The sequence below is a fragment of the Streptomyces sp. NBC_00122 genome, from assembly GCF_045160845.1.
In the GTDB taxonomy this organism is placed as follows: Bacteria; Actinomycetota; Actinomycetes; order Streptomycetales; family Streptomycetaceae; genus Streptomyces.
Map to the genome: position 1 here is coordinate 7,095,595 of NZ_CP108191.1, position 16,013 is coordinate 7,111,607.

Annotated in this window: 15 protein-coding genes; 9 read left to right on the forward strand and 6 right to left on the reverse strand. The window is 70.8% G+C overall.

All coding sequences use genetic code 11. The features are described 5' to 3' along the window. Window positions 1-38: 38 nt before the first annotated feature. From OG737_RS32435 to OG737_RS32450, 4 genes are all read left to right on the forward strand, one after another. Window positions 39-1,148, forward strand: coding sequence for a sugar-binding protein (locus OG737_RS32435; RefSeq protein ID WP_328929771.1), 1,110 nt, complete (start codon window positions 39-41; stop codon window positions 1,146-1,148). Between the two features lie 138 nt (window positions 1,149-1,286). Continuing rightward, window positions 1,287-2,267 (forward strand): ROK family protein, encoded by a 981-nt coding sequence (locus OG737_RS32440; protein ID WP_328929772.1) that lies wholly within the window; start codon window positions 1,287-1,289, stop codon window positions 2,265-2,267. 20 nt (window positions 2,268-2,287) lie between these two features. Continuing rightward, window positions 2,288-3,508 carry a mannose-6-phosphate isomerase, class I gene (gene manA, locus OG737_RS32445; RefSeq protein ID WP_328929773.1) on the forward strand — a complete coding sequence of 407 codons (1,221 nt, stop codon included), beginning with the start codon at window positions 2,288-2,290 and terminating at the stop codon, window positions 3,506-3,508. After that, window positions 3,505-4,596, forward strand: coding sequence for a substrate-binding domain-containing protein (locus OG737_RS32450; protein ID WP_328929774.1), 1,092 nt, complete (start codon window positions 3,505-3,507; stop codon window positions 4,594-4,596). The genes manA and OG737_RS32450 overlap by 4 nt, the downstream gene beginning before the upstream one ends. 81 nt (window positions 4,597-4,677) lie before the next feature. Here the strand turns inward: OG737_RS32450 and OG737_RS32455 are convergent, their stop codons facing one another. Both OG737_RS32455 and OG737_RS32460 read right to left on the reverse strand, forming a co-directional pair. Next, complete coding sequence (locus OG737_RS32455; protein ID WP_328929775.1) at window positions 4,678-6,246, reverse strand: alpha/beta fold hydrolase; 1,569 nt, start codon at window positions 6,244-6,246, stop codon at window positions 4,678-4,680. A 151-nt stretch (window positions 6,247-6,397) separates the two neighbouring features. After that, complete coding sequence (locus OG737_RS32460; RefSeq protein WP_328929776.1) at window positions 6,398-7,051, reverse strand: TetR/AcrR family transcriptional regulator; 654 nt, start codon at window positions 7,049-7,051, stop codon at window positions 6,398-6,400. A 111-nt stretch (window positions 7,052-7,162) separates the two neighbouring features. Between OG737_RS32460 and abc-f the strand changes: the two genes are divergently transcribed. Then, window positions 7,163-8,809, forward strand: coding sequence for a ribosomal protection-like ABC-F family protein (abc-f, locus tag OG737_RS32465; protein ID WP_405922316.1), 1,647 nt, complete (start codon window positions 7,163-7,165; stop codon window positions 8,807-8,809). A gap of 31 nt (window positions 8,810-8,840) precedes the next feature. Next, window positions 8,841-9,761, forward strand: a complete 921-nt coding sequence (locus OG737_RS32470; protein ID WP_405922317.1) for a virginiamycin B lyase — start codon at window positions 8,841-8,843, stop codon at window positions 9,759-9,761. A gap of 167 nt (window positions 9,762-9,928) precedes the next feature. Here the strand turns inward: OG737_RS32470 and OG737_RS32475 are convergent, their stop codons facing one another. Both OG737_RS32475 and OG737_RS32480 read right to left on the reverse strand, forming a co-directional pair. Then, window positions 9,929-10,528 carry a maleylpyruvate isomerase N-terminal domain-containing protein gene (locus OG737_RS32475; protein WP_405922318.1) on the reverse strand — a complete coding sequence of 200 codons (600 nt, stop codon included), beginning with the start codon at window positions 10,526-10,528 and terminating at the stop codon, window positions 9,929-9,931. Window positions 10,529-10,571: 43 nt separating this feature from the next. Beyond that, on the reverse strand, window positions 10,572-11,240 hold the full coding sequence (locus OG737_RS32480) for a WHG domain-containing protein (RefSeq protein WP_405922319.1): 669 nt from the start codon (window positions 11,238-11,240) through the stop codon (window positions 10,572-10,574). A 67-nt stretch (window positions 11,241-11,307) separates the two neighbouring features. Here OG737_RS32480 and OG737_RS32485 point away from each other — a divergent pair, with 67 nt between their 5' ends. After that, window positions 11,308-12,642, forward strand: coding sequence for an alpha/beta hydrolase (locus OG737_RS32485; RefSeq protein ID WP_405922320.1), 1,335 nt, complete (start codon window positions 11,308-11,310; stop codon window positions 12,640-12,642). 73 nt (window positions 12,643-12,715) lie between these two features. Here the strand turns inward: OG737_RS32485 and OG737_RS32490 are convergent, their stop codons facing one another. After that, window positions 12,716-13,150 (reverse strand): hypothetical protein, encoded by a 435-nt coding sequence (locus tag OG737_RS32490; protein ID WP_405922321.1) that lies wholly within the window; start codon window positions 13,148-13,150, stop codon window positions 12,716-12,718. 140 nt (window positions 13,151-13,290) lie between these two features. Further along, complete coding sequence (locus OG737_RS32495) at window positions 13,291-13,815, reverse strand: PadR family transcriptional regulator (RefSeq protein WP_405922322.1); 525 nt, start codon at window positions 13,813-13,815, stop codon at window positions 13,291-13,293. Window positions 13,816-13,925: 110 nt separating this feature from the next. On the opposite strand from OG737_RS32495, the gene OG737_RS32500 reads away from it, so the two are divergent. Both OG737_RS32500 and OG737_RS32505 read left to right on the forward strand, forming a co-directional pair. Continuing rightward, window positions 13,926-15,317: an MATE family efflux transporter gene (locus tag OG737_RS32500; protein WP_328929783.1), complete on the forward strand. Its 1,392-nt coding sequence runs from the start codon at window positions 13,926-13,928 to the stop codon at window positions 15,315-15,317. A gap of 262 nt (window positions 15,318-15,579) precedes the next feature. Beyond that, window positions 15,580-15,945 carry a hypothetical protein gene (locus OG737_RS32505; RefSeq protein ID WP_405922323.1) on the forward strand — a complete coding sequence of 122 codons (366 nt, stop codon included), beginning with the start codon at window positions 15,580-15,582 and terminating at the stop codon, window positions 15,943-15,945. Window positions 15,946-16,013 lie beyond the last annotated feature (68 nt).

Consider the following 16,013-nt stretch of genomic DNA (forward strand, 5'->3'; position numbering starts at 1 on the left):
GGCAACACAACAACACTGCACGAAGGGCTCGACTCACCATGCGCAGAATCATCACCAGAGGCATCGCCGCGGTCGGCGCCGTCGCCCTGCTCACCATGGGCACGGCTTGCTCCAACGAACGCGAAGGGTCCACCGGCACCGGGAGCGCCGACGCCAAGGGCTTCGCGAAGGACTCCCTCGTCGGTGTCGCGCTGCCGTCCAAGACCTCGGAGAACTGGGTGCTCGCCGGTGACCTGTTCACCGACGGCCTGAAGGCGGCGGGCTTCAAGGTCGACGTGCAGTACGCGGGTGCCTCCACCACCGTCGCGGACCAGCAGTCGCAGATCTCCGCCATGGTCACCAAGGGCGCCAAGGTGATCGTCGTCGGCGCCACCGACGCCTCGCAGCTCGCCACGCAGGTGGCACAGGCCAAGCAGGCCGGCGCGGCCGTCATCGCCTACGACCGCCTCATCACCAACACACGCGACGTCGACTACTACATCGCCTTCGACAACTTCAAGGTCGGCCAGCTGCAGGGGCAGGCCCTCGTCGACGGCATGAAGGCCAAGAAGGCGCAGGGCCCGTGGACGATCGAGCTGTTCTCCGGCTCGCCGGACGACAACAACTCGAAGGTCTTCTTCGACGGCGCGCTGTCTGTCCTCAAGCCCTTGATCGACAAGGGTGACATCGTTGTCGGATCCGATCAGAAGGACATCAAGCAGACCGCGATCCAGGGCTGGAAGGCCGAGAACGCCCAGCAGCGCATGGACTCGCTGCTGACCTCGACCTACAACGGCGGCAAGGAGCTCGACGGCGTCCTGTCGCCGAACGACACCCTCGCCCGCGCGATCCTCACCTCCGTGAAGGGCGCCGGCAAGCCGGTCCCGGTCGTCACCGGTCAGGACTCCGAGGTCGAGTCGGTGAAGTCGATCATGGCTGGCGCGCAGTACTCCACCATCAACAAGGACACGCGCAAGCTCGTCGCCGAGACGATCAGCATGGTCACAGCCCTGCAGAAGGGCGACCAGCCGCAGATCAACGACACCAAGTCGTACGACAACGGCTCCAAGGTCGTCCCGGCCTACCTCCTCCAGCCGGTCATCGTGACCAAGCAGAACGCGGCCGAGGCCTACGCCAACGACCCCAAGCTGTCCCCGCTCACCAAGTAACACACCACCCTGCGACGTCGCGCCCCGGCAGTGCTCCGGGGCGCGACGACCCGGCAGGCCATGCGGACAGGCGTGAGACAACGCGATCGACCCCGGCGACGCGGTGACGCCTGCCCGCGAGAAGTCCCGAGAGAAAGAATGGATGCGCTCGTGTACGGAGCACTCGACATCGGTGGTACCAAGATCGCCGGAGGGCTCGTCGACGCCGACGGCCACCTGGTGGCCCGGTCGCAGTGCGCCACCCCGGCCCACGGCACGGCCGAGGAGATGATGGCCGCGGTCGCGGCGGTCCTGGACGACATAGCCGTCCACCCGGAGTGGAACGCGATCTCCCACCTGGGCATCGGCAGCGCGGGCCCGGTCGACACCGTGGCCGGGACGGTCAGCCCGGTCAACATCCCGGCCTGGCGCGCCTTTCCACTGGCCGAGCGGATACGGGCGCTTCCCCGCGTCCCGCGCGGCGTCGAGCCCGTTGTGGTGGGGGACGCGGTCGCGATGACCGCCGCCGAGCACTGGGCGGGCGCCGCCAGAGGAGTGGACAACGTCCTGGGCATGGTGGTCTCCACCGGCATCGGCGGCGGCCTGATCCTGGGCGGGGCGCTGTATGCCGGCCCGTCGGGCAACGCCGGGCACATCGGCCATCTCACCGTCGACCACGCCGGGGGGCCCGAGTGCCCGTGCGGAGCGCGCGGCTGTGTGGAGCGGCTCGCCAGCGGCACCGCCATCGCCGCCCACGCCGTGGAATCCGGCTGGGTGCCGCCCGCCGGTGTCCAGCCGACGGCCGCAGCGGTCGCGGACGCCGCCCGCGCAGGTGATCCGCGAGCCGCTGCGGCATATGACCGTGCAGGACGGGCCCTCGCCGCCGCGATCGCCGCGACGGCGGCACTCGTCGAACTCGACCTGGTCGTCATCGGCGGCGGTGTCGCCCAGGCCGGCGCGACACTGCTCGCGCCCCTCCGGCGCCACCTCGCCGATTACGCCGTCCTCGACTTCACCCGCGACCTGCCCGTCGTGCCCGCCAAGTTCGCGACGGACGCCGGACTCATCGGAGCCGCCGCCGTAGCCGGGCTGTCGCACTCGGGGCGCGGAACGTATCAGCTACCCACCGCCCACCCGTAACCGACGGGAGCCAAGCGACCGTGGACCTGCTCACCACCACCATCCAGCCCTATGACTGGGGCTCCACCACCGCCCTCGCCGAGTTGATGGGCATACCGCCCACCGGCGAACCCCAGGCCGAACTGTGGCTGGGCGCCCACCCCGCCGCCCCGTCCCACGTCGACCGGGGACAAGGGCCGATCGCCCTCGATGAGCTGCTCGCCGCCAGCCCGATGGCCGAACTGGGACCCGCCCTCGCGCGCCGGTTCGGCCCGCGACTGCCGTTCCTGCTGAAGGTGCTGGCCGTCGACACCCCCCTGTCGGTCCAGGTCCATCCCGACCTCGCCCAGGCCGCCGCCGGTTTCGCGCGGGAGAACGCCCTGGGGATCCCGCTCGACGCTCCGCACCGTACGTACCGCGACGACCAGCACAAGCCCGAGATGATCGTCGCCCTGACCCGGTTCCAGGCCCTGTGCGGCTTCCGCGCTCCCGAGCGGTGCGCCGGCCTCCTGGAACTCCTCGACGTCCCTGACCTCACGCCGTATGCCGCGGCGCTTCGCGCCCGCCCGGGCGACGCCGCCCTCCGGGAGGTCTTCACCGCCTTCCTGACAGCGCCGACCGCTCTCCTCACCGCCGTCACCGAGGCCGTCCGGCGCACCTCCGCGGACGGTGGACCGTACGAGGCGGACCTCGCCGCGTATGCAGCCATCACCTACGCCCATCCCGACGATCCCGGCCTGCTGCCCGCCCTGATGCTGAATCACGTGGAGCTGGAACCGGGGCAGGCGCTGTTCCTCGGCGCGGGCATCGCGCACGCGTATCTGTCCGGCCTCGGCGTGGAAATCATGGCCAGTTCCGACAACGTCCTGCGCTGCGGCCTGACGTCGAAACACGTGGATGCGGCCGAACTGCTGGAGATCGTCCGTTTCACCGCGTTCCCGGTCCGAGCCCTCGCCGCGCGGTGGGACGCGGCGACCGGGGAGCACGTCTACCCGGCCCCTGTCGACGACTTCAGCCTCTCGCGGTTCGACCTCGTACGAACGGACGCGCCGCGCACGCTCATGGCCGACGCACCCCAGATCGTGCTGTGTGTCCGCGGTGAAGCGACCGTCGCCTCGGAAGGACGCTCGGTGCCGCTCGGTCCCGGCCGCGCCGTCTACGCACCCGCCGGCGACACGCTCCGGCTCAGCGGAGAGGGAAAGGTGTTCCGCGCCACCTCGGCCGTACGGACACGGCCCCGTCAGGGAGGTCCCACCCCGTGAACCCGTATCCGCGTGCTTCTGCTGCTCTGGCCGCTCTGGCGCTCACCGTCACCCTCGCCGCCTGCGGCAGTATCGACGAGGGCGACGGGCGCGGCGGTGACAAGGTCAGGATCGGCCTGCTGCTCCCCGAGAACGTGACTGCGCGTTACGAGAAGTTCGACAAGCCGCTGATGGAGAAGAAGGTCGCCCTCCTGACCTTCGGCAAGGGCAAGGTGATCTACGCAAACGCCATGGGGGACGCGGCCAAGCAGAACGCCCAGGCCGACACGATGATCGAGAACAAGGTCGACGTCCTGGTCATCGACGCGGTGGACTCCAAGGCGATCGCGGGGGCGGTGGCGAAGGCCAAGGCCGCGGGCATCGCGGTCGTCGCCTACGACCGCCTGGCCGAAGGCCCGATCGACGCGTACACCTCCTTCGACAACGAGGACATCGGCCGGATCCAGGGAAAGTCCCTGCTGGAGGCGCTGGGCAGCAATGCCAGGAACGGGAAGATCGTCATGATGCACGGAGCGCTCACCGACCCCAACGCCGCCCGCTACAAGGCCGGCGCCCACTCCGTCCTCGACGGCAAGGTGAACATCGGCAAGGAGTACGACACCGCCGAGTGGAAGCCGGAGAACGCGAGCACCAACATGACGGCCGCGCTCTCGGCACTCGGCAAGGACAAGATCGTCGGCGTCTACTCCGCCAACGACGGCATGGCGGGCGGCGTCATCGCCGCCCTCAAGGCCGCAGGCTTCTTCCCGCTGCCCCCGGTCACCGGCCAGGACATCGAACTCGCCGCCGTGCGGCGCATCGTGGCGGGCGAGCAGTTCACGAGCATCTACAAGTCCTACGCCCGCGAGGCCGAGGCCGCAGCCGAACTCGCCGTCATCCTCGCCCACGGCGAGAAGACCGACGGGGTCATCAACGACGTGGTCAGCAGCCCCACCGTCAAGCGCGTGCCCGCCGTCCTCATTCCCAGCGTGCCCGTGACCCGCGACAACATCAGGACCACCGTGGTCCTCGACGGCGTCTACACCGCCGAGGAGATCTGCACCGACGCGCTCAAGGCCGCATGCGCGGAAATCGGTCTGAAACAGTAGCCGGCCCCGTGGTGGACCGCCCGTGCCCGGCCGGACGTGCCGGGGACGCCGAGGGCGTCGGTCAGGCCCGGGCCCGAGCGTTCAGGAGAAGGGCTGCTTGTCCGGTCGGCAGGTGGTCCCGGGGGGTGGCAGCGTGCCGTCGACGAAGTAGCGGCTCTCGTACGTCTTCACGCAGCTGCTGGCGTTGTTGAACAGGGCGGTATGGCCGTACCCGTCATGGGTGAGCAGGCGGGCGTCGGCCAGTTCCTTCGCCATGACCTCGGAGTCCGCGTACGGCGTGGAGGGGTCGTACCTGGTGCCGACCACGAGGACGGGGTGCGCGGTGGGCTTGTTCCACGGTCCGGTGTAGAGGTCTGCGGCCTGGGCCGGCCAGGTGGCGCACGGCTCTCCGGACCAGGTCCAGTAGCGGCCGGCGTCGCCCGCCCGCTGGGCGCTGTCCTCCGCCAGACGGTGGTAGGCGGCGGGATCGCGGAGGTTGGGGCTGTCGCCGCACCACACGGCCGCCGCCTGTTCTTCGCCGAGGTACGGGGCGGGGTGCGCGACGGGGGGCGGGGGCGGGAACACGGGCGGCTTCGGGACCCGGCCCTGCCACAGGTCCTGGAGGCGCCGGGCGAGGTCCGCCCAGCCCGGGTCGACGATGTAGAGGCTGCTCACCGTGTCGGCGACCGTCCGGGCGTACGTCCACGTGTCCACCGGGCGTTCCCTGAGGCGCTGCATCAGCTGGTCGAACTTCGCGCGGGTCGCCTTCGGGCTGCCGGCCGAGAAGGCGCAGCGGTCCGTGGTGGCGGATCCGCACAGGTCGAGGAACCGGTCCAGGGTGGCCGCGGCGGTGCGGTCGGAACCCATGCGCAGGAGCGTGGTGGTCCGGGCGTCCGGTCGGCCGCCGTTCGTCCATGCGGAGGGCGCGATGTTGCTGTCCAGGACCATGGCGCGGACCTTGTCGGGGAACAGGTTTGCGTAGGTGGCGCCGAGGATCGTGCCGTAGGAGACGCCGAAGTAGTTGAGCTGCGGTTCGCCCACGGCCTGCCGGAGCAGGTCGAGGTCTCGGGCGGTGTCGGCGGTCGACACGTGGCGCAGGAGCTCGGAGTCATGCTTCTCGCAGCGCCGGCCGAGGTCCTCGTAGGCGTCGATCCAGGTCTTGCGCTCCTTGTCTCCCACGGGGAACCCGACCGGCTTGGCCCGCCCCCACGCCTCGGCGTCGTCGGTGCTGTCGAAGCAGTTCACCGCCGTGCTGTTGCCGATGCCGCGGGGATCCCAGCTGACGATGTCGAACCGCTCCCGCAGCTCCTTCGGGAAGGAGTCGTAGTTCTGCGGGACCTGCACCGTCCCGGGGCCGCCGGGCCCGCCGGGGTTCACGAAGACGGTTCCCATGCGCCGCGCGCCGTCGGTCGCCTTCCTGCGGACCACGGCCAGGTCGATGCTCCGGCCGGCGGGGTCGGCGTGGTCGAGGGGGACACGGGCGGTGGCACAGTCGTACGGGCTGCCGGGCGTGCAGGGGCTCCAGTCCAGGCGGGGGACGCCTGGCGAGGGCGACGGCGCGTCCTGGGCGGCGGCGGGTCCGGGGCAGCTGAGTACGGTCGAGCAGACCGCCGCGGCGACGAGCGCCGCCGCGCGGTGGCGACGGCCGCCTGCCGGTCCGGGTAGGGGCATCGTCCGCCCTCCTCCGTCGCGTCGGGGGCCTGCACGGCCGCGACGCCGCGGCCGTGGTGGGACGAGCAGCCCCTGTAACCACGAAACCGCGGTTCACCGGCCCGCGCGAGCCGAGGGCGCGGGCCGCGCCCCCGGACTCTGCTGCCGGTGTTCACCGGGTCGTGTCGAAGGCGCCCGCTCGCCCCGCGGCCGCGGCACCCGCCGCGGCCCGGCGGGGGAGGTCCGGGTCCGGGGCGGCCCGCAGGAGCAGCAGCTCGTGGTAGAGCGGAGCGGTCGCCGCCACCAGTAGCGTGCGCGCGTCGACCGGGCCGGGCAGTTCGCCCCGTGCGGTGGCGCGGGTGACGACCACCGCGCAGCGTGCGTAACGGTCCTCCCAGAAGCGGGCCAGGGCGCCGGCCGCCTCGGCCGAGCGGAAGCCCGCGGCGATCAGTGCCGTGGTCAGGCTGGGCCCGCTGCCCGCCAGGGCCTCGTAGACCTCCCGGTTGAGCGAGGTGAGGTCCCCCTCCAGCGATCCGGTGTCGGGCGGGCTCCACGTGTCGTCGGACGCGGCGTCGAGCACGTCCGCCAGCAGGCCGCCGACGTCGCGCCAGCGCCGGTAGACCGTGGTGCGGTGCACGCCCGCGCGTTCGGCGACCGTGTCGACGGTCAGCCCGTCGTACCCGCCCGCCACCAGCAGGTCGCCCACCGCCGCCAGGACCTGCGCGCGGACCCGGGCGCTGCGGCCGCCCGTCCGCCGCCGCGGCGTGGCCGGATCCGAGTTGTGCGCATGGCCGGATTCTTCGCTTGCGTGCTCAGTGGCATCCATGGAACGATCTTAAAGCAACATTCGTCGCTATAGGGAGTCCTCCGATGGTTCTCACCCACTTCTCCACCTCCGCCACCCTCCTGCTCGCGTCCGAACCCCTGGAGCCGCTCCGTGACCGCACAACTGACCGCGCTTGACCTCTGCAAGTCCTACGACGGCCGCACCGTCCTCGACTCCGTCGACTGCTCCGTCCCCGCCGGCACCCGCCTCGGCATCGTCGGTGAGAACGGATCGGGCAAGTCCACCCTGCTCCGGCTGCTCGCCGGGACCGAGCGCCCCGACCGCGGTACGGTCACCGTCCGCGCGGACGGCGGCATCGGGTACCTCGCCCAGGAAGAGACCCTGCCCGCCCACCTGACCGTCCAGCAGGTCGTCGACCGCTCCCTCGCCGCACTCCGCGCCATGGAAGGCGGGATGCGCCGACTGGAGGCCCGTATGGCGGACGGCGACACCACGGCCGAGGTCCTCACCTCCTACGCCGACCTGCTCACCGCCTTCGAACTGCGCGGCGGCTACGACGCCGACGCCCGGGTCGAGCGCGCCCTGCACGGCCTGGGACTGCTCGGACTGCCCCGCGACCGCACCGTCGGCGACCTCTCCGGCGGCGAACAGGTCCGGCTCCGGCTGGCCGCGCTCCTGGCCTCCGCCCCCGAGGTGCTGCTCCTCGACGAGCCCACGAACCACCTCGACCACGCGGCCCTGAGCTGGCTGGAGGACCATCTCCGCGCCCGCCGCGGCATCACCGTCGCCGTCTCCCACGACCGGCAGTTCCTCGAACGCGTAGCCACGTCCTTGCTGGAGGTAGACGGCGACCTGCACCGCGCGGTCCGCTACGGCAACGGCTACGCCGGCTACCTCGCCGGGCGCGCCGCCGAACGGCAGCGCCGCGCCCAGGCCCACGCCGCGTGGTGCGCGGAGGTGGACAGGCTGCGGGAGTCCGCCGCCGTCACTGCCCGCCGGGTGGCTCCCGGCCGGGCGATGAAGGACGGCAACAAGATGGCCTACGACCGTGCGGCAGGCCGGGTACAGCAGTCCCTGGCGAGCAGGGTGCGCAACGCCGAGGAACGGCTGGGCCGGCTGGTGGCCCGGCCGGTGCCCGCGCCGGCCGAGCCGCTGCGGTTCACCGCCGTGCCGCGCACCGCCGGCACCGCCGGCACCGACGGCCCGCGCGGCGTGGTCCTCGCGGCGGACGGCGTGGCGGTCGCGGGGCGGCTCGCGCCGCTGGACCTGGCCGTGCCGGCCGACGGTCGGCTCCTGGTCACCGGCCCGAACGGAGCCGGCAAGAGCACCCTGCTGGGCGTCCTCGCCGGCACCGTCGCGCCCGACCGGGGCCACGTCGTACGGCGCGCCCGAACCGGACTGCTGGCCCAGCACACCGACACGGAAGAGCCCCGCCGATCGCTCCTCGAGGCCTTTGCCGCAGGCCGCCCCGGAACGCCCGAAGAACACACCGAGCAACTGCTGTCGCTCGGCTTGTTCGTCCCCGAACGGCTCACCGCTGCGGTCGCCACCCTGTCGGCCGGCCAGCGGCAGCGGCTGGCACTGGCCCGGCTGGTCACCGAACCGGCCGACGTACTCCTGCTCGACGAGCCGACCAACCACCTCTCGCCCGCACTGGCCGAGGAACTGGAGGAGGCGCTCGCCTCGTTCCCGGGTGCCGTGGTCGTGGTCAGCCACGACCGCCGGCTGTGCGCCCGCTGGCAGGGTGACCGCCTGGTCCTGCGCGCCCCCGAACCGGCCGCCGCAACAGCGGCGTAAGCCATCCCCAATCCCTCCGGAAAGGCCCCACTTGACCCCCCACACCCCCGCACGCCTGATCCACACCTACACCCTCCCCACCACAGGTTCCGGCCCCTACGCACTGACCACCGGCCCCGACGGCAACATCTGGTGCACCTTGGTGCACGCCGGACGCATCGCCCGCCTCACCCCGCACGGGCAGATCGACGAGTTCCCGCTCGACTCATCCGACTGCGGCCCGACCCTGATCACCTCCGGCCCCGACGGGGCCCTGTGGTTCACCCGGAACCGAGACCACCGCATCGGCCACATCACCACCGACGGCCAAGCCCGCTCCTACGCCCTGCCGGGCTCTGACCCCGGACCATTCGGCATCACCCCCGGGCCGGACGGCGCCCTCTGGTTCGCCACGCTGCACACCGCAACAGTCGGCCGCATCACCCGTGACGGCGAAATCACCGAGTACCCGCTGCCCAGCAGGGACTCCTACCCGTCCTTTCTCACCACCGCCCCCGACGGCGCGCTGTGGTGCACGCTCAACCAGGCGCACACCCTGGCGCGGATCACCGTGACCGGCGAGGTCAGCCTGTACCCGCTGCCCACGGTCGGCGCCGCGCCGGTCGGACTGGCGGCGGCGCCGGACGGAGCCCTGTGGTTCGCCCAGATCGGGAGCGGCAGCATCGGCCGACTGGACCCGCACGGCATCGAGTTCGCCGAGTACCCACTGCCGGACGCGCAGTGCCGGCCGCACGCGGTGGCGGTGGCACCGGACGGCTCGTGCTGGTTCACCGAATGGGCTACCGGCCGCATCGGCCGCGTCACCACGGACGGCCGGATCACCGAAATCCCCCTGCCGGACCCCGCCTGCGAACCGCACGGCCTCGCCTTCGGAGCCGACGGCACGCTCTACGTCGCCCAGGAGAGCGGCGACGTCACCCGCTGGGACGTCACGGCGGCCACGAACTGCTGAGCCACGACGACAACTTCGGGAATGACCACCGTGTGGGGCGCGGCGGGTGGCGCCCCGTTACGTCCTACTCCTCCGGGTCCCAGGCGCGGAGCAGGTCGATCAGCCCTGCGTCTCCGTCGATCTGCACGGAGTCCGCCGGGATGCGGTCGTAGATGAAGAGGACCGGCTCACTGGCCGTGCCCCGGACAGAGGCGCCGGCCGTGTCCGGGCCCTCGCCCGTAGCGGTTGTGGGCAGACGGGTGGGCCGTGCGCCATTGCCGTCGACCGTGACGCACCAGGAGTGGCCCTCGGCGGCGTGGAAGTCGAAGGCGGCGGGCTTGTGCGGCCAGGCGCTGGTCGTCGTAGGTGTGCACCGCGGTCTCCTGGACCCGGTGCCGGGCGACGCCACCGGAGTCCTGCGGCGACTGCGACCTACCCCACCACGTCCAGCAGCCGTGATCCGGGCCCGCCTCCCGCAGCGCGCTCAGCAGCAGCTGCGTCGATTCGGCCGACCAGGCCACCAGGGCCTCGCGCTCCCGCGGCGCAGCCACGGCGGCGCGCGCGGCAGCGGCCTCGGCCGGGGGAGCGTCGGCGGGCCCCGGGCCGACGATGGCGGCCCAGAAGCGGTCCCCTCCACCCAGGTGCTGGACCAGATCGAGCAGCGTCCACTCGGGGCAGGTCGGCACCTGCACGTCGAGGCTGGGCGCGGAGGCGACCGCGGCGCGGAAGGCGGTCGACCGTTCGTCGATCAGCCGCAGCAGGTCGGGGAATTCCCGATTGTTTTCCACTCCGGTTGTCCAGCACTGTGCTCCGGCGATCGGAGAGGGATTTTCATCGCCGACGAGGCGGGCCCGCGGCCGGGCCGCGGGCCTCGGATGACGTGGTGTCTTCACATTCGGCTTGGCGAAGGCCGGCGAACACCGCGGGGGTCGCCCAGCCGCGCAGGGCAGCGGGAATCGCCGATCGGAAGGCGGCCTCGGCCGTGTGGGCGTCGAGGGCCCCAGCCAGTTCGAGCGTCACCAGTCCGTGCAGGGTGACCCACAGCGAGAGGGCGATCGGCGTCGCTTCACCGGCGAGGACGGAACCCGTCACAGCCCGGTCGATCGCCGCGATGAGCGGCCGGATGGGGTCACGGGTGCCGACTGCGCCCGATGGATCGAAGGATTGCGTCCTTCCGAACAGCACCGTGTACAGGTGGCTGTGTCCGCATCCCCATAGCCGGTATGCGATGGCCAGGGCATAGAGGTCGGCGAGGGGATCCTCAGTGGTCGGCACCGCCGACAAGTCCTGGAACAGGCCGGCGACAGCCCCGTCGCGTACCGCTCCGATCAGTCCATCCTTGCCGCCGAACAGGGAGTACACCGCCGTCGTCGACGTGCCGGCGGCAGCCGCGACGGCGCGGACCGTCACCGACTCCCGCGAACCCGTCGCCAGCAACTCGGTCGCACATGCCACGAGGCGGTCTTTGACCACCTCGTCGTTCGTCCTCGGTCTGCCCATGACGAGAAGCCTACTCCTTCTGATAACGTCGTTTTGAAACAATGTTCTGAAACTTGGGGGGCTCGCCATGGCCACATCCGCCATACGTCTTGTCCGCTTCACCGGACGCTTACTGCTGGCGCTGACTGCCGTCGCGGCGCTGGTTGTTGTCTTTCTCGTGTTGATCGTCCTCACGGACGGGGCCGGCTCGGGACTCGCCGCTTGGCTGACGGCCCTCGGAGTTGCTTCTGTCGCCGCACTGTGGCGGAGCCGGCGTCGTGTCCGGGCGGGGCGACTCGTGCCGTTCGTGCCGGTGGTTCTCGCGGCGGCGTTGACGGCGACGGTCTGCGTTCCGACCGTTCCCACGACCCGTCAGTACCCGCCCGCCCTGCCCTTCGTGGCCACCGAGCACTGGAGCCTGGACACCGGCAGCAGGGTCGCCGTGTACCACTACCCGCCCGCAGACCCCGGCACCCGGCACCCGATCCCGCTCGTGTACCTCAACGGGGGACCGGTCCGCGGCATATCGGTACTCGACCACCGGTTCCTGCGACTCCTGGCAGGCCAGGGCTACGACGTCTACACCTACGAACAGGCCGGCGGCGGGCGCAGCGACCTGCTCCCCATGGACCAGTACGCGATCTCCAGATCGGTCCGTGATCTCAACGCCTTCATTCACCGTCTGGGCAAGGGCGAGGCTGACGTCCTCGGCTTCTCGTCAGGCGCGGTTGTGCTCACCCGCGCCCTGGCTGATCCTTCCGTCGCCGCACAGCTGCACCGGGCGATCATCGCCGAGCCCGGTCCGATGGACGCCCCCACATCGGGAATCACCGGGCACAAGGGACGCCCGTCCGCACGCGATCTCGCACCGAGCATGACCGGACCGCGATCAACGCGCACCCCCCGGTACGCCGTGGCATTCGGCCTCATGCGACTCGGACTCCTCGCCCCTGACACCGGACTGATCGGACAGGCCGAAGGCGACAACGCATTCACCGCCGCCGACCTCGGCAGCGACACCGCATCTGCCTACTGCGCGCGCGACGCGCATCGCATCCCGTCCGAAGACACGCCGCAGAACTTCTCCTTCAGCCCCGCTGCCAGCCTCCGCATCCAGCAGACGGTGAAGGACTCCTCCTCCATTGCCCCGCAGCTGAGCCGCTCGGAGACGCCCGCCATGCTGATGATCGCCGAGTGTTCTTCGCAGGTTCGCCAATGGGCGACCACCATCCTCGCCAACGACCCCGCCATTCAGCGCACGCAGTACATGCCCGGAGTCGGGCACCACATGTGGAACGGCCTGGACGACAACAACGACCGAGCCGCCGCCGTTGTCACCGCGTTCCTCCGAGGTGAACCGGAACCTCTGCCGAACTTCCCCACTCGCGAGGGGATCCCCACCTTCCTGCGTGATCGCAAGTGACGCCCGTGCAGCCCGCCACCGGCATGAGCCGGCGAAGCTCGGAGCTCGGCGTGCCGTTTTGGGCAGGGGCGGGTCAGCCGAGAGCAGGGCTCGCAAGATCAAGCACCAGCCGGTTCCCCCAGTCGTTGGTCAAGACGGCACGCATGCCTACGTAGCGCACCCTGACGAACGGGTTGGAGCGGAACATGACGGCGACCCACTGCAAAGAACGGCTGGCGTCGAGGCGGGCGAGGTAGCCGATGTTGCCCATCCCGCCGCCCCCGCCGGACATCCACCCGGATCCGTCCGGTAGCGGGCTCTCGAAACAGGTGTCCACCTCGTCGATGCCGTGCTCCTCAATGGCCTCGGCCACGTCGAACGGCCCTCCGATACGGAAAGGAATCGGCTGCCCGGCATCCGGGTGGTAAGCCCCCGGACCGTCGACATGCAATTCCAAGCCGGTGTCGTCCGGACGGTACAGCCCGTCGCGGAGCGGCATCTCCCCCGCCCGCCACAGCTCCTCGACCATCCCCATAGCCCATCCCACCGTCGATTGCTGAACGAGTTGGATCCGAAGTCTGGCCGCGCGCAAGGACAGAGAGCGCTCGGATGCGACGCCGAGGCCCGCTGGCTACCCCTGGCGGGATCGGCGCCGCCACCGGCCTGTGCTCAGCTCTCCAGGCTGCCGATTGCCTCGGCCAGCCACTTCTTCTCCTCGGTGCTGGTGGCGCGAGCGATGCGCAGCATGCCCTGCCGGAAGAGATCCGGCGCCTCCTCGGCCCGTACGGGCTCGCCGTCGCGGTAGAAGAAGCTCGCCGGGATGTCGAGGAAGGTCTGCCTGCGGCGCAGGACCGCGGCCTGCTCGGCACGGTCCGGGAGATGGTGCAGGAACGCGAGCAGGGTGAAGAAGCGCTGCCCATCGGTGATTTCGGCTTCCTTGGGGTGCCGCAACCGGGCCAGCAGTTCGGTGCGGCCCGCCTCGGTGAGGGACAGGATCCGGCGGGGCGCGGCACCGCTTCCAGGCTCGGTGCGCTGCTCGGCCAGACCCGCTTTCACCAGCCGGGAGATGGCCGGATAGAGCGCCCCGTCACTGACCGGGCGGATGTGGCCACTGAGGCCCTGGATACGGGCTTTCACCTCGTATCCGTGCAGGGACTCCTCGAAGAGGAAACCCAGAATCGACAGCTCCAGCATGCCCCGTGCCCCTTCCTGCGTCTGTCGGCGCGCTTGCCCGTCCCGCGCCGTCATGCTACCTCTTCTCGCTGTACCTCGATTAGAGGTACAGCGAAAAGAGGGGTGCAGTCATGGGGGCAGCAGAACACCGGCGCACGCTGGTGTCGCTCGCGTATCCGGTCTACTTCGAGCTTCTCGCGGGGGTCACGGCCGCGATCATCAACATGGTCTGGGTGGCACGGCTCGGCGCGGACGCCGTCGCCGCGGTGGCTGTCGCCACGAATGTCGAGAACCTGCTGCTCGGCGTCATCCTCGTCGCCGGCTCGGGCACGACGGTGCTCGTCGCGCGAGCCAGAGGAGCGGAGGATCCGGCAGCGATGCGCTCCGCCGTGCGCGGCGGGTGGGTCCTGTGGGCGCTCGTCACACCCTTGGTCGCCATCGGCGGATACCTGTGCCGTGAACCGCTCGCCCACCTCGTGCTCGGCGGCAGCGGCGGCGACTCGCTGCCCCTCACCACCGGCTATTTCTCGATCGCATTGCCGGGAATCGCGGTGTTCTTCGCCACCAACGTCGTCGACGGCATTCTCAAGGGCGCGGGCGACACCCGCACCCCGATGAAGCTCGCGATCCTCGCGAACGGACTGATCCTCGGGCTGGATCCCTTGTTCATCCTGGGGTTCGGCCTCGGGGTGCGTGGGGCGGCGATCGCCACCGTGCTGGGCCGGACGGTCGCGCTCATTTGCGGTTTCGTGGCGCTGCACCGCAACGGCGTACTGCGGCAGGCAGCCCACGCGGCCCCGAACCGGGCCGGTTCGCTGGGCGCCGATGCGCGCAGAACGGCGGCGACCGGGCTTCCCATGTCGGCCGACTTCGTCGCACGGATGGCGGGGGCGCTCGCACTCGTCGCCATCGTCGCCCGGATCGGCGTCAGCGAGGTCGCCGCATACGGGGTCGCGACGAAGGCGACGTACGTCGCGACGATGGCCTTCTACGCGGTACGCCAGGCTGCCGCCATTCGCACCGCCCACCTGCTCGGTACCGGACATGACGAGCGTCGGGCCATCGGACGACAGGTACTGCTCCTTGCCGGAACACTCGGACTCACGGCCATGCTCACGCTGCTCGCCGCCGGACCGTGGATCATGCTTGCCTTCGGCGGCGAGGGAGAGGTGGCCGAGGCGGGGGCACTCTATCTGCGCTGCCTGGGTCCGTACTTGGTGCTTCTCGCTTGCTTCATCGCGCTGGGCGGGGTGTTCGAGGGCAGCGGCGGCAGCCCGGCCCTCGCGCGGATCACCTCATGCGGCGTGGCACTCCAACTCGCGCTTGCGTACGGCCTGTCGGGTTCGGGGCTGCCCGGCATCTGCCTGGCCATGGCGCTGTCCATGGCGCTTCAGTGCGCAGCCATCGCCAGGATGTACCGGCGCACGGAACATCCCACAGCCACTGACCGCGACAGCAGTCGGCTGAAGACCTCCGTCACAGAGCCCGACAGAGGCCCTTCCCCCGACAAGCGACTTGCCTGATGGACTCTGGTTCGTCGGGCATGCCCTGTGGCCGGATTGCGACGTCGACCGGCATGCCCTCCAGTACGCCGCCGGGGTTCGTGCCGTGGTCGCCAAACCGGTGGGAACCGCGCCAATCATCGGCAACGGCTTTAAACCGCCGCAGAGTTATGCCCAAAAGGTGACTTTCTGTAGCTTGATCTTGTCGGATAGCAATGACACGGCGCCTGGCACGGCCTGCCGACCGTCGGCGGCGATCCCAGCGCGCTGAAAGGAACGTCTCGTGATCCGCACCCGTTACGCCGCCGCTCTGGCCACCTTGGCCCTTACCGCCCTCGCGATCACCGCGAGCCCCGCCTCGGCGGCACCCGGCGACACACTCAACATGTGCTCCAGCACGCTCACCCCGGACGGCTGGGTGGACGTCCAGTGGTGGAACAGCGGCGGCTGCGGCTCCGGCTTCACGCCCAACACCAAGCAGATCAAGGACCTCAGAGGCTACCCGGTCGGCACCCAGGTCAACGCCTGCGCGTCCACGTGGCCGCCCGCCGGCTGGACCATCACCAGCACCTACTACTCGAGCGGCTGCAGCTACTCAGCGGTCCCCAGCTTCAACCCCAACACCTGGACCCTGAAGCGCACCTCCTGACCTCGCGCCGGGCGCCGTAGTCGACCTCCGCGGGCGGCTGCGGCGCTCGGTGCTGTCGCGGGCCTCCT

Bases quoted from the DNA above. Each gene is read 5' to 3' on its own strand.
- OG737_RS32495 (WP_405922322.1), bottom strand. From the start codon at position 13,815: ATGCTGGAGCTGTCGATTCTGGGTTTCCTCTTCGAGGAGTCCCTGCAC.
- OG737_RS32500 (WP_328929783.1), top strand. From the start codon at position 13,926: ATGGGGGCAGCAGAACACCGGCGCACGCTGGTGTCGCTCGCGTATCCG.
- OG737_RS32490 (WP_405922321.1), bottom strand. From the start codon at position 13,150: ATGGTCGAGGAGCTGTGGCGGGCGGGGGAGATGCCGCTCCGCGACGGG.
- OG737_RS32440 (WP_328929772.1), top strand. From the start codon at position 1,287: ATGGATGCGCTCGTGTACGGAGCACTCGACATCGGTGGTACCAAGATC.
- OG737_RS32435 (WP_328929771.1), top strand. From the start codon at position 39: ATGCGCAGAATCATCACCAGAGGCATCGCCGCGGTCGGCGCCGTCGCC.
- OG737_RS32480 (WP_405922319.1), bottom strand. From the start codon at position 11,240: ATGGGCAGACCGAGGACGAACGACGAGGTGGTCAAAGACCGCCTCGTG.
- OG737_RS32455 (WP_328929775.1), bottom strand. From the start codon at position 6,246: ATGCCCCTACCCGGACCGGCAGGCGGCCGTCGCCACCGCGCGGCGGCG.
- OG737_RS32485 (WP_405922320.1), top strand. From the start codon at position 11,308: ATGGCCACATCCGCCATACGTCTTGTCCGCTTCACCGGACGCTTACTG.
- OG737_RS32460 (WP_328929776.1), bottom strand. From the start codon at position 7,051: ATGGATGCCACTGAGCACGCAAGCGAAGAATCCGGCCATGCGCACAAC.